The 19554-nt window shown below is 71.7% G+C and carries 20 protein-coding genes and 5 pseudogenes; 12 read left to right on the top strand and 13 right to left on the bottom strand.

What is annotated here, in order from left to right; translation table 11 throughout:
* The first annotated feature begins 8 nt into the window (after positions 1-8).
* The 3 genes from ssuD to QM699_RS12105 are packed head-to-tail and all read left to right on the top strand — an operon-like array spanning position 9 to position 2730.
* The gene (gene ssuD / locus QM699_RS12115; RefSeq protein WP_415011355.1) at positions 9-1169 is read left to right on the top strand and encodes an FMNH2-dependent alkanesulfonate monooxygenase; all 1161 of its coding nucleotides are present in this window, start codon (positions 9-11) and stop codon (positions 1167-1169) included.
* Positions 1166-1930, top strand: coding sequence for an ABC transporter permease subunit (locus QM699_RS12110; RefSeq protein WP_415011354.1), 765 nt, complete (start codon positions 1166-1168; stop codon positions 1928-1930). The genes ssuD and QM699_RS12110 overlap by 4 nt, the downstream gene beginning before the upstream one ends.
* 8 nt (positions 1931-1938) lie before the next feature.
* Positions 1939-2730 carry an ABC transporter ATP-binding protein gene (locus QM699_RS12105; protein ID WP_415011353.1) on the top strand — a complete coding sequence of 264 codons (792 nt, stop codon included), beginning with the start codon at positions 1939-1941 and terminating at the stop codon, positions 2728-2730.
* A gap of 79 nt (positions 2731-2809) precedes the next feature.
* On the opposite strand, the gene QM699_RS12100 is transcribed toward QM699_RS12105, so the two are convergent.
* The 10 genes and pseudogenes from QM699_RS12100 to QM699_RS12055 form a co-directional block, all read right to left on the bottom strand.
* Positions 2810-2965, bottom strand: a complete 156-nt coding sequence (locus tag QM699_RS12100; protein WP_415012828.1) for a hypothetical protein — start codon at positions 2963-2965, stop codon at positions 2810-2812.
* Positions 2961-3176: pseudogene (locus QM699_RS12095) on the bottom strand (hypothetical protein); the annotation flags it as partial. The gene QM699_RS12100 and the pseudogene QM699_RS12095, both read right to left, overlap by 5 nt.
* Positions 3174-3224 (bottom strand): annotated as a pseudogene (locus QM699_RS12090) (hypothetical protein); the annotation flags it as partial. The pseudogenes QM699_RS12095 and QM699_RS12090, both read right to left, overlap by 3 nt.
* A 70-nt stretch (positions 3225-3294) precedes the next feature.
* Positions 3295-3654, bottom strand: a pseudogene (locus QM699_RS12085) (ABC transporter substrate-binding protein); the annotation flags it as partial.
* A 121-nt stretch (positions 3655-3775) separates the two neighbouring features.
* Positions 3776-4567 (bottom strand): inositol monophosphatase family protein, encoded by a 792-nt coding sequence (locus QM699_RS12080; RefSeq protein ID WP_415011352.1) that lies wholly within the window; start codon positions 4565-4567, stop codon positions 3776-3778.
* 13 nt (positions 4568-4580) lie between these two features.
* Complete coding sequence (locus tag QM699_RS12075) at positions 4581-5474, bottom strand: ROK family protein (protein WP_415011351.1); 894 nt, start codon at positions 5472-5474, stop codon at positions 4581-4583.
* Positions 5468-6853, bottom strand: coding sequence for a four-carbon acid sugar kinase family protein (locus QM699_RS12070; RefSeq protein WP_415011350.1), 1386 nt, complete (start codon positions 6851-6853; stop codon positions 5468-5470). The genes QM699_RS12075 and QM699_RS12070 overlap by 7 nt, the downstream gene beginning before the upstream one ends.
* Positions 6854-6857: 4 nt before the next feature.
* Positions 6858-7592 (bottom strand): transcriptional regulator NanR, encoded by a 735-nt coding sequence (gene nanR, locus QM699_RS12065; protein ID WP_415011349.1) that lies wholly within the window; start codon positions 7590-7592, stop codon positions 6858-6860.
* A gap of 41 nt (positions 7593-7633) precedes the next feature.
* Positions 7634-8767, bottom strand: a complete 1134-nt coding sequence (locus QM699_RS12060; RefSeq protein ID WP_415011348.1) for a Gfo/Idh/MocA family protein — start codon at positions 8765-8767, stop codon at positions 7634-7636.
* A gap of 36 nt (positions 8768-8803) precedes the next feature.
* Positions 8804-9628, bottom strand: a complete 825-nt coding sequence (locus QM699_RS12055; protein ID WP_415011347.1) for a phosphogluconate dehydrogenase C-terminal domain-containing protein — start codon at positions 9626-9628, stop codon at positions 8804-8806.
* Positions 9629-9661: 33 nt separating this feature from the next.
* On the opposite strand from QM699_RS12055, the pseudogene QM699_RS12050 reads away from it, so the two are divergent.
* Both QM699_RS12050 and QM699_RS12045 read left to right on the top strand, forming a co-directional pair.
* A pseudogene (locus QM699_RS12050) lies at positions 9662-10630 on the top strand (RuBisCO large subunit C-terminal-like domain-containing protein); the annotation flags it as partial.
* Between the two features lie 10 nt (positions 10631-10640).
* Entirely contained in the window at positions 10641-11003 is a 363-nt protein-coding gene (locus tag QM699_RS12045; RefSeq protein ID WP_415012754.1) for a RuBisCO large subunit C-terminal-like domain-containing protein, read from the top strand.
* Positions 11004-11052: 49 nt separating this feature from the next.
* On the opposite strand, the gene QM699_RS12040 is transcribed toward QM699_RS12045, so the two are convergent.
* Complete coding sequence (locus QM699_RS12040; protein ID WP_415011346.1) at positions 11053-11979, bottom strand: ornithine cyclodeaminase family protein; 927 nt, start codon at positions 11977-11979, stop codon at positions 11053-11055.
* Between the two features lie 498 nt (positions 11980-12477).
* On the opposite strand from QM699_RS12040, the gene QM699_RS12035 reads away from it, so the two are divergent.
* From QM699_RS12035 to argE, 7 genes and pseudogenes are all read left to right on the top strand, one after another.
* The gene (locus QM699_RS12035; protein ID WP_415011345.1) at positions 12478-12615 is read left to right on the top strand and encodes a hypothetical protein; all 138 of its coding nucleotides are present in this window, start codon (positions 12478-12480) and stop codon (positions 12613-12615) included.
* Entirely contained in the window at positions 12615-13643 is a 1029-nt protein-coding gene (locus tag QM699_RS12030; RefSeq protein WP_415011344.1) for a trans-3-hydroxy-L-proline dehydratase, read from the top strand. Before QM699_RS12035 ends, QM699_RS12030 begins: the two co-directional genes overlap by 1 nt.
* A 144-nt stretch (positions 13644-13787) precedes the next feature.
* Positions 13788-14843, top strand: a complete 1056-nt coding sequence (locus QM699_RS12025) for an extracellular solute-binding protein (protein ID WP_415011343.1) — start codon at positions 13788-13790, stop codon at positions 14841-14843.
* A 29-nt stretch (positions 14844-14872) separates the two neighbouring features.
* A pseudogene (locus QM699_RS12020) lies at positions 14873-15016 on the top strand (mandelate racemase); the annotation flags it as partial.
* A 75-nt stretch (positions 15017-15091) separates the two neighbouring features.
* Positions 15092-16149 (top strand): IS630 family transposase gene (locus tag QM699_RS12015; protein ID WP_415009400.1). Its coding sequence is split into 2 segments (ribosomal slippage): positions 15092-15572 and positions 15572-16149, totalling 1059 coding nucleotides; the frame shifts between segments, so codons are not numbered across the junction.
* A 3-nt stretch (positions 16150-16152) separates the two neighbouring features.
* Positions 16153-16722, top strand: coding sequence for an enolase C-terminal domain-like protein (locus QM699_RS12010; RefSeq protein ID WP_415011342.1), 570 nt, complete (start codon positions 16153-16155; stop codon positions 16720-16722).
* Between the two features lie 181 nt (positions 16723-16903).
* A complete protein-coding gene (argE, locus tag QM699_RS12005; protein ID WP_415011341.1) occupies positions 16904-18037 on the top strand; it encodes an acetylornithine deacetylase in 1134 nt (377 codons plus the stop codon).
* A gap of 118 nt (positions 18038-18155) precedes the next feature.
* Here argE and QM699_RS12000 read toward each other — a convergent pair whose 3' ends face one another.
* Together QM699_RS12000 and QM699_RS11995 are read right to left on the bottom strand one after the other, a co-directional pair.
* Entirely contained in the window at positions 18156-18503 is a 348-nt protein-coding gene (locus QM699_RS12000) for a RidA family protein (protein WP_415011340.1), read from the bottom strand.
* A gap of 288 nt (positions 18504-18791) precedes the next feature.
* The gene (locus tag QM699_RS11995) at positions 18792-19547 is read right to left on the bottom strand and encodes an SDR family NAD(P)-dependent oxidoreductase (RefSeq protein ID WP_415011339.1); all 756 of its coding nucleotides are present in this window, start codon (positions 19545-19547) and stop codon (positions 18792-18794) included.
* Positions 19548-19554: the final 7 nt, after the last annotated feature.

The raw sequence follows: 19554 nt of genomic DNA, 5'->3' as shown, positions 1-19554 counted from the left end.
GCACGAACATGACCAACCCCATCGACTTCTTCTGGTTCATCCCGACCTCGGGCGACGGCGCCTATCTCGGCTCGTCCGAGCTGAACCGCGCGCCGTCCTACGACTACCTCTCGCAGGTCGCCGTGGCCGTCGACCGCCTCGGCTTCTCCGGCGTCCTCCTCCCGACCGGCGCCGCCTGCGAGGAGTCCTTCGTCATGGCGGCGGCGCTCGCCCCCGTCACCCGGCGGCTGAAATTCCTCGTCGCGATCCGCCCCGGCGTCGCCTCGCCCGCCTACTACGCGCGGCTCTCCTCGACCCTCGACCGGGTGTCGAACGGCCGGCTCCTCCTCAACATCGTCGTCGGCGGCAATCCGAAGGAGCTGGCGGGCGACGGCCTCTTCCTGCCGCACGACCTTCGCTACGACCACGCCGAGGAGTTCTTCACCGTCTTCGAGGATCTGCTCGCGAAAGGCACGGCCACCCTCGACGGCGAGCACATCAAGGCGATCGGCGCGACGCTCGGCTATCCGCCGGTGCAGTCGCCGCGCCCGCCGCTGTTCTTCGGCGGCTCCTCGGACGCCGGCATCGACTTCGCCGCCGGCCGCGTCGACAAGTACCTGACCTGGGGCGAGCCCCCGGCGCAGGTCGCCGAGAAGGTCGGCCGCGTCCGCGCCGCCGCCGAGAAGGCCGGGCGGGAGGTGACTTTCGGCATCCGCCTCCACTTCATCGTCCGCGAGACCGACGAAGAAGCCTGGGAGGCCGCCGACCGCCTGATCTCGAAGCTCGACGACGCGACGATCGCCGAAGCCGCGAAGCGCTTCAACAAGGAGAGCGACAGCGTCGGCCAGCAGCGGATGTTCGCCCTGCACCAGGGCCGTCGCGACAAGCTCGAGGTCAGCCCGAACCTCTGGGCCGGCATCGGCCTCGTGCGTGCCGGTGCCGGCACCGCCCTCGTCGGCTCGCCCGAGACGGTGGCCGAGCGCCTGCGCGAGTACCAGGAGATCGGCATCGACACGGTGATCGGTTCCGGCTACCCGCACCTCGAGGAGAGCTACCGCGTCGCCGAGCTCCTGTTCCCGGCCCTCGGCATCGACCGGCAGGAGGACGCACGCGGCTTCCTCAACGAGTTCGGCCAGAAGCGCGTCTTCGCCGGCGGTAGTCATGGCGGCAACCTCCGGGCGGCGTCATGACGGGGATCGCCCGAGCGTCGATCGGCTGGCTGCTGCCGCTGGTCCTCATCCTCGCCTGGGAAGCGCTTTCCCGGGCGGGCGCGATCTCCTCGACGGTTCTCCCCGCTCCGTCCGCCGTCGCCCTCGCGTTCTGGAAGCTCCTCCTCTCGGGCGAGCTTCTCCGCAACGTCTGGGTGTCGAGCGGCCGCGCCTTCGCGGGCTTCATCCTCGGCGGCTCGATCGGCTTCGCCCTCGGCCTCGCCAACGGCCTGTCGCGCCTCTCGCGCGACATGACCGACACCACGCTCCAGATGGTGCGCAACATCCCGCACCTCGCGCTCATCCCGCTCGTCATCCTCTGGTTCGGGATCGGCGAGGAGGCGAAGCTCTTCCTCGTCGCGCTCGGCGTGTTCTTTCCGATCTACGTCAACACGCTGCTCGGCATCCAGTCGGTCGACCCGCAGCTCGTCGAGATGGGCCGCATCTACGGCATGAAGCCCTTTGTCCTCTTCCGCCGCGTCATCCTGCCCGGCGCGCTGCCGGCGATCTTTGCCGGGTTGCGCTACGCCCTCGGGATCATGTGGCTCACGCTCATCGTCGCCGAGACGATCTCCGCTTCTGCCGGCCTCGGCTACATGGCGATGCAGGCGCGCGAGTTCCTGATGATCGACGTGGTCGTGCTCTCGATCCTCATCTACGCGCTCCTCGGCAAGCTCGCCGACAGCGTTGCCCGCTACGCCGAGCGCCGTACGCTCGCCTGGCACCCGGCCTTCCAGTCCTGAGGATGCTCATGCTCGACCGACCGACCGCCTTTGCCGCCGCCCGTCCCCTGGCCCCCGTGCCGGAAGCGCCGCCGTTGGCCGCCCGGCCGCCCGGCTTCGAGATCCGCGGCCTCGTCAAGCACTTCAACGGCAAGACCGTGCTCGATGGCGTCGATCTCGTCGTGCCGCAGGGGCAGTTCGTCGCCGTCATCGGCAAGAGCGGTTGCGGCAAGTCGACGCTGCTCCGTCTCCTCGCCGGCCTCGACCAGCCGACGGCGGGCACGATCGTCCGGGGCGGCGGCGGCAGCCGCGATGTCCGGATCATGTTCCAGGAGCCCCGGCTGCTGCCGTGGGCGCGGATCCTCGACAACGTTCTGGTCGGGCTGACCGGGATCGAGCGCGGCGCGCGCGTGTCGTCCCGCGCCGCAGAGCGCCTTGCCGAGGTCGGCCTGAGCGATCGCGCCGGCGACTGGCCGTCGGTCCTCTCGGGCGGCCAGCGCCAGCGCGTCGCGCTCGCCCGCGCGCTCGTCGGCGAGCCGCGCATCCTCGCCCTCGACGAACCGCTCGGCGCCCTCGACGCGCTGACCCGCATCGAGATGCAGGCGCTGCTCGAACGGGTCTGGCTCCGTCAGGGCTTCACCGCTGTCCTCGTCACCCACGACGTCGCCGAGGCCGTCGTCCTCGCCGATCGCGTCGTTGTCCTCGATGCCGGCAGGATCGTGCTCGACGTCCCCGTCCCGCTCGCGCGGCCGCGGCGCCGCGGCTCGGCCGAGATCGCCCGCCTTGAGGCCCGCATTCTCGACCGCCTTCTCGGCGAGTAGGCGCCGGACACGGCCTCGGGGCGGTGGCGCGACGATCCGTGCCACGCCGAAGGGCCAGCCGGACGGAAGGCGGGTGCGTTCAGGCGGCGGATCGCTTCAGGTTCGCCAGCTTCGGAAGCCGGACCATCAGGATCGCGGGGTGCGGCACAGCCTCCCCGGCCACGGTATCGGCGAGGGCGGCGAGGGTCGTCCAGGTGCGCGACCGCGGCGTGCTCGCCTCGGACACGATCCACACGTCGCTCGCCGAAGCGGGTCTCGACGGCGTTCGCCGCGTACCAGTCGTCGTCGTGGGTGACGATCTCGTCATAGGTCTTCTCGCCCGACAGCACGGGCGAGAGCATCAGGCGGTTGTAGTTGCCGCGCGGCTCGGCGTTGAAGAGCGTCACGGCGTAGCGGTCGGGATCGGCCTCGAACAGCCAGCGCGCGGCCCGCCAGACCGCGCGCATCAGTGCGGCGGTGCGTTCCGGCTCGGCCTCGACGGCCGCGCGCGGCATGGCGAGGACCTTCTCCGGCGCGAACTGCCAGATCGCCGCGCCCGGCAGGATCGGACTCGCCGCCCCCGAACTCGACGGCGACGCTGCCCCACGGCTCGCCCACGCAGAAGGCGTCGATCTCGCCGGCCGCCATCGCCGCCGCCATCCGCGCCGGCGGCACGGTGACGAGGTGCAGCCGGTCGCCGAGCCAGGCGTCGAGCGGCGCGGCGTGGGTCGAGAGCGGGAAGGGCACGCCGAAGCGCAGCCGCTCGCCGCCGGTTGCCGCCAGCAGCGCCCGCCGCGTCGCCTCTGCATCGAGGAAGGCGCCGCCCGCTGCCGCAATCGCCTCGGCGAGCACCGGGCCGGTGCCGACGACGTTTCCGTTGACCGAAAGCAGCATCAGCGCGTCGGGCGCCGCGTCGCCGGGGCCGATCCCGGCGCTCTGCGCCACGGCCACGGGGGCCCGCTCATGATCCCGCTCGACGATCGCGATGCTCAGCTTCGGTGCCGCGCGCGATGTGGCACCGCACCAGCCGGCATTTGCAGGCCCCGAAGACGCGGCCCCCCGGCTGTCAGCTCCCCGTTCGGACCGCTTCCAGCTCCGCCCGGACCTTGGGGCTGCCGACGACGATCCAGTTGCCCTTGCGCAAGCCGTCGTTCGCGAGGAAGTCGTTGGTCTCGAGCCCGGCGGCGCGGATGATCGCCAGCGCCGCAACACAGTCCCAGCTGTTGATGTGCGCCTCGACGTAGCCGAGCAGGCGGCCGGCGGCGACGTTGCAGAGCATCAGCGCCCCCGAGCCGTCGCGGAAATACATGCCGCCCCGCTCGATGAAGCGCGAGAACATCGGCAGGAACTGGTCGGCGGAGATGCGCGGGGAATAGCCGAAGCCGGTGATGCCCTCCCGGATCGACTGGCCGGGATGCCGCTCCACCGGCGCGCCGTTCAGCGTCGCGGGAATGCCGACGCCACCGGCGAAGAGCTCGCCGAGGGCGGGGGCGTAGACGGCGCCGAACAGGATCTCGCCGTCCTGCACGAAACCGATCGACACGCACCAGCTCGGCAGGCCCGAGACGAACGGCTGGGTGCCGTCGATCGGGTCGACGACCCAGATGCCCTGGCCCGGCGCGAAGTCGGTCGCGCCGGTCTCCTCGCCGAGAAAGCCGTCCTCCGGGAACCGCTCGCCGAGCCGGCTGCGGATGAGAAGCTCCGTGCTGAGATCGGCGGCGCTGGCGAGGTCCTGCGGACCCTTGGACTTCACCTCGAGCGCGGCGCGGTCGCGGAGAAAATCCTTCGCGTGCTCGCCCGCCTCGCGGACGAGGGCGACGGCGAAGTCGTAGCGGCTGCGGATGTCGATGTCGGTCATTGTGGGTGCTTTCTCAGGGCCAGAGGCGGGCTGCGCCACGGACGCCGCTTGCGTCGCCGTGCGCAGCCTTCAGGATCGGGGTGTGGAAGACGGTGGAGAAGAGCCGCGACGCGAGGCGCGGCGGCAGGTCGCGGTAGAGTTCGTCGACGTTCGACATGCCCCCGCCCATCACCAGCACGTCGGGGTCGAGCGTGTTGACGACGGTGGCAAGGCCGCGCGCGAGACGGTCGACGTAGCGCTCCCAGAGGAGAGCGGAGAGGCGATCGCCCGCGCGCATCCGCTCGATGATCGTCATCGCCCGCGGCCGCTCGCCGGTGTGGCGCTCGTATTCGGCCTCGAACGCCCGGCCGGACACCCAGCTTTCGAGGCAGCCGTGGCGCCCGCAGTAGCAGGGCCGGCCGGGGATCTCGGTGATATCCGGGAAGGGCAGGGGGTTGTGGCCCCACTCGCCGGCACTGTTGTTCGGCCCGTGGTGGGCCCGGCCGCCGACCGCGATCCCGGCGCCCGCGCCCGAGCCGAGGATCACGGCGAAGACCACGGTCTTGCCGGCACCGGCGCCGTCGACCGCCTCCGAGACGGCGAAGCAGTCGGCGTCGTTCTCGACGCGGACCTCGCGGCCAAGCGCGGCGCGGAGGTCGCGCTCCACCGGCTTGCCGAGCACCCAGGTGGAGCTGCACCCCTTGCCGAGCCGGCTCACCGGCTCGAGCGAGCCCGGCATCCCGATCCCCACCGTCCCGGTCTCGCCGGTCGTCGCCTCCAGCTCGCGGACCATCTCGGCGATGCTGGCGACGCACGCGGGATAGTCCTCGCGCGGGGTGTCGCGGCGCAGCCGCAGGCGCTCGCGGCCGTCGGGCTCCATCGCGACGCCCTCGATCTTTGTCCCGCCCCAGTCGATGCCGATCAGCATTCCCGCCTCCTCGGTCCGCCACCGTCGCGGACCCATCCGAAATAGTCGGGGCTGCCCATCTGGCCCCCCTTGAGCGCCAGCTGCAGGCCGTCGTGCGGGCCGTCGGCATGGGCCTCGAAAATCGCGGCGCCCGGGATCGTCGGGGCGAGCGCGGTCAGCGCGTGGATGCCGAGCCGGCGGCTGGCGTGACCCGAGGTGTCGCCGCCGGAGATGACCGCGCGGCGCACGCCCGCCGCCGCGATGATCGCGACGAGGATCCGTCCGAGCGCGTCGCCGATCCGCTCGTTGGCGTCCTCGGCCGGGACGCCGCTGCGCCGCACGGCCTCGCGCAGGGCCGGCACGGCCGGGTCGTCGGGACCGCGGGCCGTGAAGACGACAGGATCCTCGCCCCGGCCGATCGCCGCCAGCGCGGCGGCGACCGCGGCCGCCTCGGCCCGCCCGCGCAGGTCCGCGTCGCCGACGACCGAGGCGGCGTCGAAGGCGATCCCGGCGAAGCCGTTGGCGAGCGACCAGTCGATCTGCGCGGCCGTGACCGGAGAGACGGACCCCGAGACCGCGGCCATCCGGCCGGCGGAGCCGATGCCGCCCGGCGCGGGGGCCGCCGGAATCGCGCCTTCCTCGCGCCAGAGCTGCGTCAGCGCGTATTCGACGCCCTGCGAGCCCACCACGAACGGATTGGCCGCGCGATCCTCCCAGATCAGCCGCCCGCAAGCGGCGAGGGTGGCGTCGTCGAGACAGTCGAGCGTCAGGATCTCGGCCCCGATCGACAGGTGTCGCTCCACCTCCGCGCGGGCGAGGCCCTCGCTCGCGAGCGCCTCGAGGCTGACCGTGCCGAACCGGCGTGCGGTCTGGCGAGCGAGGTGGCGCGCGACATCCGCCTCGTCCATCGGCGTGACCGGGTGGCGGGCCATGACCGGGTGCCGGTCGAGGCGCGACACGCCCTCCGGGCCACCGGCGAACAGGGTGCCGAAGACCTGATAGCGCCGCATCGGCGGGGCGGCGATCAGAACCGGCACCCATCGCCAGCCGAACGCCGCTGCCGCGAGGTCGATGGCGCGGCCGATCGAGCCGGTGTCGGGCGAGGAGTTGAGTGTCGAGCACGCCTTGTAGTGGCTGACCGGCGCGCCGACACCGCGCAGGAAGGCGAATGCCTCGGGCAGGTGCGCGTCCATCCACGCCGGCCCGCGGGCACGCGCCGTGCTGGCGACGCCGATGCCGCGCGCACCGCGGAACCGGGCGAGCTGCGCCGGGGTGGGAACGTCGAGGAACAGGACCGACGGCAGGCCGGCGAAGGTCAGGACCTCCATCACGGCGGCCGAGCCGGTGAAGTCGTCGCCGTACCAGGCGATGAGCGGTCCCTCGGGCAGGGAGACGGTCATTCGGCTAGCCCGGATGCTGGTAGAGCGCGGTCGAGCGGTCGAGGTGCGCTGTCATCGCGGTCGCGGCCCGGTCGGTGTCGCCCGCCGCGATCGCATCGACGATCGCCGAGTGTTCGGCGAGGGTGACCTCCTCGTGGCCCGACCAGAGCAGCAGGTCGGAATGGAAGCGGAAAAGCCAGCCGAGCATCGCCTCTGCGACGGCCGAACAGATCGGATTTCCGGCAAGCGCCGCGATCCTGCGATGAAAGTCGATGTCGGCGCCGACGAACGCCTCCGCATCACCGAGCTTGCCGCGCTGCAGGTCGATCAGCGCCCGAAGCTCGGCGATGTCGCCGGTGGTCGCCCGCGGGGTGCCGGCGCGCACCATGCCGATCTCGAAGAGCCGGCGCGCCTCCTTCAGGTGCTCCAGGTTCTGCGGCCCGGTCGAGAGCAGCGTCCGGGCGATCGCGTCCCCCTGGCGCAGCACCGCCTCGGCGGACAGCGCGTTCACCCGGCTGCGCTCGCCGTGCGAGATGGTGATGAGCCCCATGGTGTGCAGCGATTGCAGCGCCTCGCGCACCGCCGGCCGGCCGACGCCGAAACGCTCCATCAGCTGGTGCTCGGATGGCATCGGCGCGCCGGGCCCGAGGTCGCCGGACAGGATCAGGTCCTGCATCCGTTCGAGAACCTGGTCGGAAAGCTTTCGCCGCACGATCTTGTCGCCGGCCGGCCTGCCAGTCCCCCAGGGCGCACTGTCCATCTCCCGCACGGCCTCCAATTGAACGCGTCACCTCGTCCCGTCTAGCTGTCGCCGCCCCGGCTCATCAACGCCCGGCCGTGCCACCGGCCGCTGCTTCGCGGGCGGTCGCCCCCGGCTGGGCGGCAGAGGGCGGGGCGCGTCGATATCAGGCGAGCCCGCGCGGGTCGACGCTCTCGCCGCCGGCATCGGCCGAGGCATAGACGGCTTCGACGAGGGCGAGGGTCTCGAGGTTGTCGGCGCCGGACGTTTCCGGCGTGCGGCCGCTGCCGAGGCAGTCGACGAAGTGGCGCTGGATCGCGAGCACGCTCCCTTGGATGTTGTGCCACGGCCGCTCGGCCCAGGGCAGCAGCGGCGGAGACACGTCGCGCACGCGGGCTCCGGCTGGAGTTCTCGATCGTCAGGCGGTAGCCGGCGTCCAGCCGAAGCGTGCCGTCGGCCCCGTCGATCTCGAGCAGCGTCTCGGGAAAGGCCTCCCGGGCGCGGCGCGTGGCATAGCTGCAATCCACCACGCTCGTCACTCCGCTGTCGTGGACGAGGAGCCCGGTCGCCACGTCTTCACCGCGGATGCGCGGGTTCACCCGGCGCGTCGTCGCCGACAGGCGCACGACGTCGCCGAAGAGAAAGCGCGCGACGTCGAGGATGTGGATGCCGAGATCCTGAACGATGAAGCGCGGGTCGGTCGCGAGGTACGGCTGGCCGGAATAGACGTCGAACCCCGACCGGAAGCTGACGCGCCCCCAGAACGGCGCACCGATCGCGCCGGCGGCGAGCTTCGCCGCCGCTGCCCGGATGGCCGATTGCCAGCGAAAGTTCTCGTGGACCATCAGCACGCGGCCGGCGGCGTCGGCGGCGGCGACCATCGACCGCGCGTCGGCGAGCGACGGGGCGAACGGCTTCTGGCAGATCACATGCACGCCGGCCCCGGCCGCGAGTTCGACCAGCGGCCGGTGGCTCGCCACCGTCGTCGCGATGTCGACGAAATCCAGGCGCTCGGCGCGCAGCATCCCGGCGGCATCGGTGTAGGTGCGCCCGATGCCGAAGCGCGCCTGCGCCTCGGCGAGGCGCGCCGGGTTGCGGTCGGCGAGCGCGACGATCTCGGCGCCGGGCACGTCGGCCCAGGCGTGCAGGTGGTTGGCGGCGAAGAAGCCGCAGCCGATCAGGCCCCCTCGGAGCATCGTGTCTCTCCTCGTCCGCCCATCGGCGGGCGTGTCTCAGGTGATCCGGCGGATGCTCTCGGCGATCTCGGCCGGCTCGAAGACTCCGAGCCAGTCGTCGCGGAGGATGCGCGGCGTGCCGTTCATGATCGCCTTGTTGCAGGCGTCGGAAAAGATGCCCGGCACCTCGTCCATGACGACGGCGCCGAGGATGTTCATGTGGCCGAGCAGGAAGTCGCGGGCCGCGGCACGGTCGACACCGCGACGGACCACCTCGTCGAGCGCGGACTTCATCGCCACCATCAGCGTGGCGCAGACCGTCTCGGAGAGGCCGGGCTCGAGCATCGCCATCTGGTCGACGGTGACGCGGTGCGATCGCAGGATCGGCGCCCAGATCGTCCTGGCAATGCCCTCGCCGATCGCGAAGTGCGCCTCGGGCCCCTGCATCAGCGCGCTGACGATCGCCTGCCGGGCGGCGACGCCGCCGAAGTGGTCGTTGCGGCCCTCGGGCGTGGTTTCGTCATTGAAGATCGGCGGATGGCAGGGGTGGGTGACGAAATAGCTGATGTCCGCGCGCTCGGGGAGGTGTCCGGCATAGGGCGCCGCGGCATCGAGGGCGATGACGATCGTCCCGGGCGCGACTTTCGGCACGAGGACGGCAGCGACCTTGCCGATCGCGGTGTCGGGGACGGCGAGCACGACGGCGCCGGCCCCCGCGAGCGCGTCGTCGAGCGGCACGCAGTCCATGCCGACAAGCTCTTTCAGCCGCGCGCGGCCGGCGTCGCTCACCTCGACATAGGCGACCTCATAGTCCGAGCCGACGAGGTTCGCCGCAAGGCGCGTCCCCATCTTTCCGCCCGCACCGATCAGCGCGATCTTCATCAGGCCCGCTCCCCCCTCTGCTCCGGCGGGACCATGCTGGCGACGATTTACCTTGTCAACTGGTATGATGAGCACTTATGTCCGGGCGATCCGGGAATGAGGGGGACGATCGTGGAGCGTCTTTTTGCGCGGTACGAAATCGAAAGCCCGGTTTCGCTGGAACGCGCCGCGGCGGTGATCGCCGGGGAGCAGTCCTCCGGCACCTTCATGCGCCTGCCCGGCGAGACCGACGCGCTCAGGGCGCGCTCCGGCGCGGTGGTGGAGGAGATCGTCGAGCGGTCGTCGTCGGACCGGCCGTCGCTCCCCTGCCGCATCGCGAGCGGCCGCTACACCCGTGGCGAGATCCTGCTGTCGTGGCCGCTCGACAACATGGGCGCGTCGCTGACCAACGTGCTCGCCACCGTCGCCGGCAATCTCTTCGAGCTGGCCGAGGTCTCGGCGCTCCGCCTGCTCGACATCCGCTTTCCCGACGCCTTCGCCGCCGCCTGCCCGGGCCCCGCGTTCGGCGTCGCCGGCACCCGCGCGCTCACCGGGCTCGCCGCCGGTCCCCTGATCGGCACCATCATCAAGCCGAGCGTCGGCCTCTCGCCCGGGGAGACGGCGGCGATGGCGGGCGAGCTTGCCGCCGGCGGCATCGACTTCATCAAGGACGACGAATTGCAGGCGAACGGGCCGCACAACCCGCTGGCCGACCGGGTGGCCGCGGTGATGCGCGTGCTGAACGACCATGCCGACCGCACCGGCCGGAAGGTGATGTACGCCTTCAACGTCACCGACGAGGTCGACGCGATGAGACGCAACGCCGACCTCGTGCGCGACGCCGGCGGCACCTGCCTGATGGTGAGCATCCACTCCGTCGGCCTCGCCGGCTTCGGCGCGCTCCGCCGCCACGCCGAGCTGCCGCTGCACGCGCACCGCAACGGCTGGGGCCTGTTCTCGCGCTCGCCCGACATCGGCATCGCGTTTCGCGCGTGGCAGAAGTTCTGGCGGCTCGCGGGCGCCGACCATCTCCATGTCAACGGCATCGCCAACAAGTTCTCCGAGCCCGATGCCTCGGTCATCGAACTCGGCCCGCGCCCTCGGCGAGCCGCTGTTCGGCCCCGGGCGCCCCGACCTTGCCGCGATGCCGGTGTTCTCCTCCGGGCAGACCGCGCTGCAGGTGCCGGCGTCCTACGATGCGGCGGGCAGCGGCGATTTCATCTTCTGCTCGGGCGGCGGGATCATGGGGCACCCGGGGGGCATCGCCGGCGGCGTCGCGAGCCTGCGGCAGGCGAGCGAGGCGGTCGCGTCCGGCATCCCGCTCGCCGTCCACGCGGAGCGTCACGCGGCGCTCGCCTCGGCGATCGGCCAGTTCGGCGCGCGCACGGGGCTCTGAGCACGACGCCCCGCGGGAGCCTCGGGCCGACCGCGACGTCCGAAAGACGTCAGCCGCCGCGTGCGAGCTGCCGGGCGATCATCAGGTCGAGGTGCGCGCCGCCGCCGTTCTTGTAGACGGTGATCTCGCCTCCGGAGGCCCGCCCGGCCTTGCCCTGCACGAGGTCGTAGAGGTCGCCGCGCACGGCGTCGGCGGAGATGACGCCGGCCGCGATCGGGATGCGAAGCTCGCCGATGTGGTCGATCGCGGTCTCGCGGCAGTCGACGAACAGCGCGCCGGCCGCGATCAGCGCGTCGTCGGCCTCGCGCATGTCGGCCTTGTAGGCGCCGATGAGGTCGACGTGCGTCCCCGGGGCCACCCACGCGCCGTGCAGGATCGGGGCGCGCGCCATGGTCGCGCTGGACACGATGTGCGCGCGGGCCACGGCCTCTGCGAGATCGGCGACGGCGACGACCGGCACCGGGCCGCCGTCCAGCTCGCGGCAGAGGGCCGTGGCCTGTTCCGTGCGGCGGGCCCAGATCGAGACGCGCTCGAGGCGGGGAAAGACCGCAAGGTATGCCGTGACGAGGCTGCGCGCGACGGTTCCGGCGCCGACGACCAGCAGTTCCGAGCTGTCCGGCCGCGCGAGGCAGAGCGCGCCGAGCACGGAGTCCGCCGCGGTCTTCAGCTCCGTCACCAGCCGGCTCTCGACGATGGCCTCGAGCCGCCCGTGCTCCGGCTCGAAGACCAGCATGGCGCCCTGCACGGTCGGGATGCCGTGCGCGGCGTTGCGGTCGAGCACGGTGAACGACTTCACGCCATAGCCGACGCCCGCGATGAAGGCGGCGCGGCTGAGCAGCGTGGCGTCGGCCGGGCCGAGGAACATGTCGGCCACCTCGGCGCGCGGCCCTCGGTGGCCGGCGCGAAGGGCTTCGACCATCTCGGGCCAGGAGAACCGGCCGATGGCGTCGTCGTAGGTGATGAGCTTCGGGACCATGTGCGCTCAGCGCCGCCGGCCGGTCGGAGAAGCCCGGCGAGGGGCGTGTCTCGCGCGCACGTCTCGCTCACGCTCTGCGGCAGGCCGGGGGGCGGACGGCCGAGCGCCGCCCGGGTCAACGGCCCCACGTCGTGTGTCGCGCTGAGTGTTCATGCGCCGCAGCCTAGCTGGCGCTCCCGGGAGCGGCAAGAGAAATGCACGCATGTGACCTTTAACTTGACATGTATGAACATTTCTGGGAAGAGGCGGCAAGCCACCGGAGAGCCTCATGTCCCGCGACCCGCTCCTGCAGCCATATTCTCCCAACCGCCCGGATCGCCGCGCCCGGATCGGCGAGGCGCCGGCCCGTGACGACGACGCGGGCAGTCCCCGCGGCGGCCACGGGTGGCGTTGGAGCGGCCACGGCGGTGGGCGCGGTGTCGGTGGCACGCGACGGGACGCCGGTTTTCGCCAACCCTCCCGCGCGGAAGGGCGGGATCGTCGGGAGGGGAGGAGCCGATGCGCGAGCGCCACGAGCACGACCGTGCGGTGAATCGCTTCCGCCGCAGCCGCCGCCCGGCCAAGGTCGGGGACTGCCGCACGTTTCCCTGCGGTGGCGGGGTCGTCGCCGCGCCGCTGTCGGGGCGGTCGCTCTGATGCGCTCGTCCCGGACCATTCACGTCATCTCCGCCCATGCCGAGGGCGAGGTCGGTGATGTCATCGTCGGCGGCGTGCTGCCGCCGCCCGGCGCGACGATCTGGGAGCAGAGCCGGTGGATCGCCCGGGACGGGTCTCTGCGCGGCTTCGTCCTCAACGAGCCCCGCGGCGGGGTGTTCCGGCACGTCAACCTTCTCGTGCCGCCGAAGGACCCGCGAGCGGACGCGGCCTTCATCATCATGGAGCCCGAGGACACGCCGCCGATGTCGGGCTCGAACTCGATCTGCGTCGCGACAGTACTCCTCGACGGCGGCCTCGTGCCGATGCACGAGCCGGTGACCGAGCTCCTCCTCGAAGCGCCGGGCGGCCTCGTCCGGGTCCGCGCCGAGTGCCGCGACGGCAAGGCGGAGCGCATCTTCGTCGAGAACCTCCCGAGCTTTGCCGCCCGGCTCGGCGTGCCGCTCGAGGTCGGGGGGCTGGGGACGCTCACCGTCGACACCGCCTATGGCGGCGACAGCTTCGTCTTCGTCGACCCGGCCGCGCTCGGCCTTGCCCTGACCCCCGACGAGGCGCACGACATCGCCCGCCTCGGCGTGCGGATCAGCGACGCCGCGACCGAGGCGCTCGGCTTCGAGCACCCCGAGAACCCGGACTGGCGGCATATCTCGTTCTGCCTCTTTGCCGGCGCACTCGAGCGCGCCACCGACGGCCTCCGGGCGAAGGCGGCGGTGGCGATCCGGCCCGGCAAGGTCGATCGCTCGCCGACCGGCACCGCGCTCTCCGCCCGGATGGCGGTGCTGCACGCCCGCGGCGAGATGGCGACGGGCGAGCGGCTGACCGCGGTGTCGCTGATCGGCTCGACCTTCACCGGCCGCATCCTCGGGACGACGACCGTCGGCGGCCGGCCGGCGATCCGCCCGGAGATCTCAGGGCGGGGGTGGATCACCGGGATCCACCAGCACATGCTCGATCCGACCGACCCGTGGCCCGAGGGCTATCGGGTCTCGGACACCTGGGGCGCACGCTGACGGCGCCTGCGGCACTGAGAGCCGGGCTATGCCCAAACCCGGCCGACCCTGTACCATCGGGCAACAAAAGACGGGTGGGACCCATGAAACGGACCTGCTTCCTCGGCGCTGGCGATCCTGCCGCTTGCCGCGCTGGCGCAGGACATGCCGCCCTGCGAGAACTGTGCCGGCACCCTGACGATCTCGTCCTGGGGCGGCGCCTATCAGGCGATGCAGCAAAAGGCCTGGGCCGAGCCGTATCAGAAGGCGACCGGCGTCAAGATCATCTGGGACGAAAGCTCGAACGAGGCGGTCGCGAAGCTCCGCGCGCAGAATGAGGCCGGCAACGTCAGCTGGTACGTCGTCGACATCCTCGCCGCCGACGGCATCCGCCTGTGCGACGAGGGGCTGGTCGAGCAGGTGCCCGTCGACGACTGGCTGGCGCCGGCACCGGATGGCACGGCAGCCAGCAAGGACTTTGGCAAGAACATCGTGTCCGAGTGCCACATTCCCGACAACCTCTACTCCACCACCTTCGGCTATCGCACCGATGTCGCCGACTGGAACGGTGCCGTCCCGAGTTCGATCTGCGATGTCTTCGACCTCGAGACGTTCCCCGGCAAGCGCGCGCTGGAGAAGCGGCCGATCAACAACCTCGAATGGGCGCTGATCTGCTCGGGCGTTGCCCCCGATCAGATCTACGACACGCTGGCGACCCCGGAGGGCGTCGAGAAGGCGCTCGCCAAGCTTGCCACGATCAAGGGCCAGACCGTCTGGTGGTCGGCCGGCACGGAGACGCCCCAGCTCCTCGCCGACAGGGAAGTCGTGATGGGCTCGACCTACAACGGCCGGCTGTTCTCGCTGATCGCCGAGCAGCACCAGCCGGTGGCGATGCTCTGGGACTGCGAGGTGCTCGACATCGACGGGTTCGTGGTGCCGGCCGGCCTGCCCGAGGACCGGCTGAACCGGGTGAAGCACTTCCTGCGCTTCGTGACCAGCACCCAGGTCCTCGCCGACCAGACCAAGTACATCTCCTATGGTCCGGCGCGCGCCTCGTCGCAGCCGCTCGTCGGCAAGCACATCGACCTCGGCATCGACATGGCGCCGCACATGCCGACGTCGCCGGAGAACGCCACGACCGGGTTCCTGTTCAACTGCACCTGGTGGGCGGATCACCGCGACGAGCTGGACGCCAAGTTCCAGGCGTGGCTCTCGCAGTAAGGCCGAGGTGGCGCGCATCGCGGCGCGACGAGGGCTATCCGCGGATCCAGATCAAGGTCGGCAACCGGCCGGTGGAGCTCGACATCGAGACGATCCGCAAGGTCTGGGAGGTGCTGCGCGGCAGCGGCGTGCGCCTCGCGATGGACGGCAACCGCAGCCTTATACCAGCGCGCATAGGTCCTGACTCACGCGGGGGATTCCCCTGAGGGCGTTGTCGTGATTCATCATGGAGAACGAAGGGGTTTTCCATGGCGGCAGCGATCGGGCTTCGGGGTGATCTGGATGGTGACGATCTTCGCCGGCTGGCGCGGGACAGCCGGGATGCGAAGCAGGTGCGTCGGCTGCTGGCGCTGGCGGTGATCGCGGAGGGCGGCACGCGGACGGAGGCGGCGCGGGTCGGCGGGGTCGGGCTGCAGATCGTGCGGGACTGGGTGCTGCGGTTCAACGCGGAAGGCCCGTCGGGGCTGATCGACCGGCATGCCCCCGGCAAGGCGCCGACACTGACGGCAGAGCATCGGGCGGCGCTGGCGCAGGTGGTGGAGGCGGGACCTGAGCCCTGGCGCGACGGGGTGGTGCGCTGGCGGCGGATCGACCTGGTGCAGTGGCTCTGGGAGGCGTTCCGGGTGTCGGTGAGCGAGGCGACGGTGGGACGGGAACTCCGGGCGCTCGGCTTCCGCAAGCTTTCGGCGCGGCCGCGGCACTACGCCCAGGATCCGGAGGCGGCGGCGGCTTTCAAAAAAGTCTCCCGGAGCGCGTGGCGGAGGTCCGCGCCGCGCATCCCGGCAAGCGCATAGAACTCTGGTTCCAGGACGAAGCGCGGATCGGGCAGAAGAACAAGCTCACCCGAAGATGGGCGCGGCGGGGCGCCCGACCGCGGGCGCCGCACGACCAGCGCACCGCCTGGGCCTACATCTTCGGCGCGATCTGCCCGGCCGAGGGCAAGGGCGCCGGCATCGTCATGCCGTTCTGCGACACGCCGGCGATGCAGACGCACCTCGCGGAGATCAGCACCGCGGTGGCGCCGGGCGCCCACGCCATCCTCATCCTCGACCAGGCCGGCTGGCACCTCGCCCGCGCCCTCATCGTGCCGAAGAACATCACCATCCTGCCGCTGCCGCCCCGCTCGCCCGAGCTGAACCCGGTCGAGAACATCTGGCAGTTCATGCGCGACAACTGGCTCTCGAACCGGGTCTTCAAGGGCTACGACGACATCGTCGCCCACTGCTGCGCCGCTTGGAACGACCTCGTCGACCAACCCTGGCGCATCCGATCCATCGGCCGTCGGGACTGGGCGCAAGGGTTCTGATCAATGCGGGTTGGTATCAGCACCCGCGACGTGCTGCGGATCAGCCGCGCGTGCATGGATATCCCGTTCGTCTTCGAGCAGCCGTGCAACTCGATCGAGGAGCTGCGCCAGATCCGGCCGCAGATCATGCACGGGATCTACATGGACGAGAACGGCATCGACCTCGCGACGGCGGTGAATGCCATCGGCACCGGCCTCGTCGACGGCTTCGGCATGAAGGTGACGCGGATCGGCGGCCTGCACCCGATGCGCGCCTTCCGCGACATCTGCGCCGCGCGAAACCTGCCACACACCTGCGACGACGCCTGGGGCGGGGACATCATCGCCGCCGCCTGCGTCCACATCGCCGCGACGGTCGAGCCTGCCCGGCAAGAGGGCGCCTGGATCGCCGCGCCCTGCATCGCGGAGCATTTCGACCCGAGGAACGGCGTGCGCATCGAGGGTGGCCACATCGCGGTGCCAGAGGGGCCGGGCCTCGGGGTGGTGCCGGACGAAGGCCGGCTCGGCGCGCCGCTCGCGTCGTTCGATCGGGGCGAGACCGAACGGGAACACCGGCTCGCGCTGGCGAACTGAGTGCGACACGAGGCGTTCCGGCCCGTCACCTCGTGACCGGAGCGCGACCCGCGCCCGGCCTTCGCCCGACGGGCGGGCACACCGGCGCCGCGGGGGGGATTGCGTTGTGCGGGCGGGTTCGGCATCGCCTGCCCACGCGGGGCCGTGCGATGATGCGGGCACCGCTTCAGGAGCTGCGCCCATGCCCTTCAAGGCCATTCTCGCCGATCTCGTCGCCTTCCCGTCGCTGCCCGGCCTGCCGAACGGGGCGATTGCGGGTTATGTGCAGGATGCGCTGGCGCGTCACGGGGTGGAGGTGGCGGTGGTGCCGGGGCCGGAGGGCGACCGGGTGAACCTGTTCGCGACGATCGGCCCGCGGGTGCCGGGGGGGCTCGTCCTCTCCGGCCACATGGACGTGGTGCCGGTGGAAGGGCAGGCGTGGACCTCCGACCCCTTTCGCCTGACCGCCGCGGGCGATCGGCTGACCGCGCGGGGCACCAGCGACATGAAGGGCTTTCTCGCCTGTATGCTGGCGATGGTGCCGGCGTTTCAGGCGATGCCGCTGGCCCGCCCGGTGCACCTGGCGTTCTCGTATGACGAGGAAATCGGCTGTCGCGGCGTGCCGCATCTGATCGCGCGGTTGCCGGACCTGTGCCCGGCGCCGATGGGATGCGTGGTGGGCGAGCCGACCGACCTGCGCCCGGTGCTGTCGCACAAGGGCAAGCAGGCGCTGGCGCTCACCATCGAGGGACAGGCGGGGCATTCCTCGAACCCGGCGGCGGGCGAGAATGCGCTCTACCCCGCCGCCGCGCTGCTGCTGGCGATCCGCGACCGGGCGGCGCGGCTGGCCGCGGAGGGTCCGTTCGATCCGCGGTTCGACCCGCCGCATTCGACGCTGCAGGCCGGGGTGATCCGCGGCGGGGCTGCGGTGAACATCATCCCCGACCGGGTGGAGGTGGAGGTCGAGGCACGGGCGATTCCCGCGCAGGCGCCGCAGGCGGTGATGGCCGGGGTGCTGGCCGATCTCGAGGCCATCGTGGCGGAGGGGCGGGCGCTGCGGGCCACGCACCGGGAGCTGTCGAGCTATCCGGCGCTGCCGCCGGCGGAGGACGGAGCCCTGGCCGCGCGCGTGGCGGCGGCCAGCGGCCACGCGCCGCTCCAGTCGGTCAGCTACGGCACGGAGGCGGGCCTGTTCGCGGCGGCGGGCGTGCCGTCGATCGTCTGCGGGCCGGGCTCGATCGCGCGGGCACACAAGGCGGACGAGTTCGTGATGGCGTCGGAACTCGAGGCGTGCTGCGCGATGCTGCGCCGGCTCGCCGAGCGCCTCGACGCCTGACGGGGCACCGATCGCCCCGCTGCCGGGAGCCGGTCGCCGAGGCCGGATGCCGGCCTCGGCGACAATGGTCGCGCCGTCTCCGGCCCCGGCATGATCGCGCGGCGGGGGCCCCGAGGGGTCAGACGCGCGCGGCGACGACGATGAACTCGACCAGATAGTCGGGGGTCGCGAGCTTCGCCTCGCCGGCGGCGCGGGTCGGCTTGTTCTCCGGGTCGACCCAGGCGTCGTAGACGGCATTCATCTCGGCGAAGTCCTTCATGTCGGCCAGCCAGACGGTGACCGACAGGATCGAGGACTTCGAGCCGCCGGTGAGGTCGAGCAGGCGGTCGACCTCGGCGAGGGCGGTCTTCGCCTGCTCGGTCACGGTAGCGCCGCTGCCGACCTGACCGGCGAGATAGATGGTATCGCCGTGGCGAACCGCCTGGCTCATGCGCGCGCCGGTCTCGAAGCGTTTGATCTTGGACATTGCTCTGGTTCCTCGGTGAGGCGGGGGTGAATCATCCGGGCCACGTATCGCCCAGACACCGCCCGAGGGGGAAGGGGAGTCGGCACGGGTTCCGGTTCGCGACCGGAACGCGATCAACACGCCCAGCGCGGTGTCGCCGTCGAGGTTGCCGGCCTCGGGTCCTGATGATCGCCGCGGCGCTGACGCTCGTGGGCGGTATCGGGCTGGTGTTCGTGGTCGCCAGCTTCTGGCGGTGACGGCCGCCTCTGCCCGGTCGCCCCGGTCGCTCGCACGGCCGGCCGGCGCGGGCTACACCCAGCCGCCGTCGATGACGTAGGACTGGCTGGTGCAGGCGGCGGCCTCGTCGGAGGCGAAGAACAGGATCGGGCGGGCGATGTCGTCGGGGACGAGCTTGCGCTTCAGGCATTGCCCGGACATCAGGTCGGCCTCGCCCTCCGGGGTCAGGTGGTGGGTGATCTGCCGCTCGGTCATGATCCAGCCGGGCACCACCGCGCAGACGCGGATGTTCGCCTCGCCGAGGTCGCGGGCCAGGGCGCGGGTCAGGCCGGCGACGGCGGACTTGGCCGAGGTATAGGCCGGCATTCCGCCGCGCCCCTGCATCCACGAGTTCGACCCGAGGTTGATGATGGTGCCCCCGCCCGCCGCCTTCATGCCCGGCGCGACCGCCTGCGCCGCGAAGAACTGGTGGCGCAGGTTCACGGCATAGCGGTCGTCCCAGTACTCCGGCGTCACGTCCTCGATCCGGTGGCGCTCGTCGTGGGCGGCATTGTTGACGAGGATCGTCACCGGCCCGAGCGCGTCCGCGATCCGCGTCACGGCGGCGCGCAGGGCGGGGATGTCGCGCAGGTCGCAGAGCTCGAAGCGGACGGAGGGCCCGAGCTCGGCGGCCAGGGCGATGGAGGCGGGCTCGTTGACGTCCAGGAACCCGACCCTGGCGCCCTGTTCGGCAAAGCGCCGGACGATGGCGGCGCCGATGCCGGAGCCGCCGCCGGTGACGAGCACGGTGCGGCCGCGAAGGCTCGGATAGACGGCGATATCGGCCATGGCCGGG

This window comes from Amaricoccus sp., from assembly GCF_047602525.1.
In the GTDB taxonomy this organism is placed as follows: domain Bacteria; phylum Pseudomonadota; class Alphaproteobacteria; order Rhodobacterales; family Rhodobacteraceae; genus Amaricoccus.
Note: the sequence above shows the minus strand (reverse complement) of the source record. Positions and strands in the feature narration are given on the sequence as shown.

Excerpts from the sequence above, each read along its gene's own strand:
- QM699_RS12025 (WP_415011343.1), top strand. The coding sequence starts at position 13,788 with ATGCCGCCCTGCGAGAACTGTGCCGGCACCCTGACGATCTCGTCCTGG.
- QM699_RS12055 (WP_415011347.1), bottom strand. The coding sequence starts at position 9,628 with ATGAAGATCGCGCTGATCGGTGCGGGCGGAAAGATGGGGACGCGCCTT.
- QM699_RS11995 (WP_415011339.1), bottom strand. The coding sequence starts at position 19,547 with ATGGCCGATATCGCCGTCTATCCGAGCCTTCGCGGCCGCACCGTGCTC.
- QM699_RS12035 (WP_415011345.1), top strand. The coding sequence starts at position 12,478 with ATGCGCGAGCGCCACGAGCACGACCGTGCGGTGAATCGCTTCCGCCGC.
- QM699_RS12000 (WP_415011340.1), bottom strand. The coding sequence starts at position 18,503 with ATGTCCAAGATCAAACGCTTCGAGACCGGCGCGCGCATGAGCCAGGCG.
- QM699_RS12110 (WP_415011354.1), top strand. The coding sequence starts at position 1,166 with ATGACGGGGATCGCCCGAGCGTCGATCGGCTGGCTGCTGCCGCTGGTC.
- QM699_RS12060 (WP_415011348.1), bottom strand. The coding sequence starts at position 8,767 with ATGCTCCGAGGGGGCCTGATCGGCTGCGGCTTCTTCGCCGCCAACCAC.
- QM699_RS12070 (WP_415011350.1), bottom strand. The coding sequence starts at position 6,853 with ATGACCGTCTCCCTGCCCGAGGGACCGCTCATCGCCTGGTACGGCGAC.
- QM699_RS12080 (WP_415011352.1), bottom strand. The coding sequence starts at position 4,567 with ATGACCGACATCGACATCCGCAGCCGCTACGACTTCGCCGTCGCCCTC.
- argE (WP_415011341.1), top strand. The coding sequence starts at position 16,904 with ATGCCCTTCAAGGCCATTCTCGCCGATCTCGTCGCCTTCCCGTCGCTG.
- QM699_RS12040 (WP_415011346.1), bottom strand. The coding sequence starts at position 11,979 with ATGGTCCCGAAGCTCATCACCTACGACGACGCCATCGGCCGGTTCTCC.
- QM699_RS12045 (WP_415012754.1), top strand. The coding sequence starts at position 10,641 with ATGTCAACGGCATCGCCAACAAGTTCTCCGAGCCCGATGCCTCGGTCA.
- QM699_RS12010 (WP_415011342.1), top strand. The coding sequence starts at position 16,153 with ATGCGGGTTGGTATCAGCACCCGCGACGTGCTGCGGATCAGCCGCGCG.
- QM699_RS12075 (WP_415011351.1), bottom strand. The coding sequence starts at position 5,474 with ATGCTGATCGGCATCGACTGGGGCGGGACAAAGATCGAGGGCGTCGCG.
- QM699_RS12030 (WP_415011344.1), top strand. The coding sequence starts at position 12,615 with ATGCGCTCGTCCCGGACCATTCACGTCATCTCCGCCCATGCCGAGGGC.
- ssuD (WP_415011355.1), top strand. The coding sequence starts at position 9 with ATGACCAACCCCATCGACTTCTTCTGGTTCATCCCGACCTCGGGCGAC.
- nanR (WP_415011349.1), bottom strand. The coding sequence starts at position 7,592 with ATGGACAGTGCGCCCTGGGGGACTGGCAGGCCGGCCGGCGACAAGATC.
- QM699_RS12105 (WP_415011353.1), top strand. The coding sequence starts at position 1,939 with ATGCTCGACCGACCGACCGCCTTTGCCGCCGCCCGTCCCCTGGCCCCC.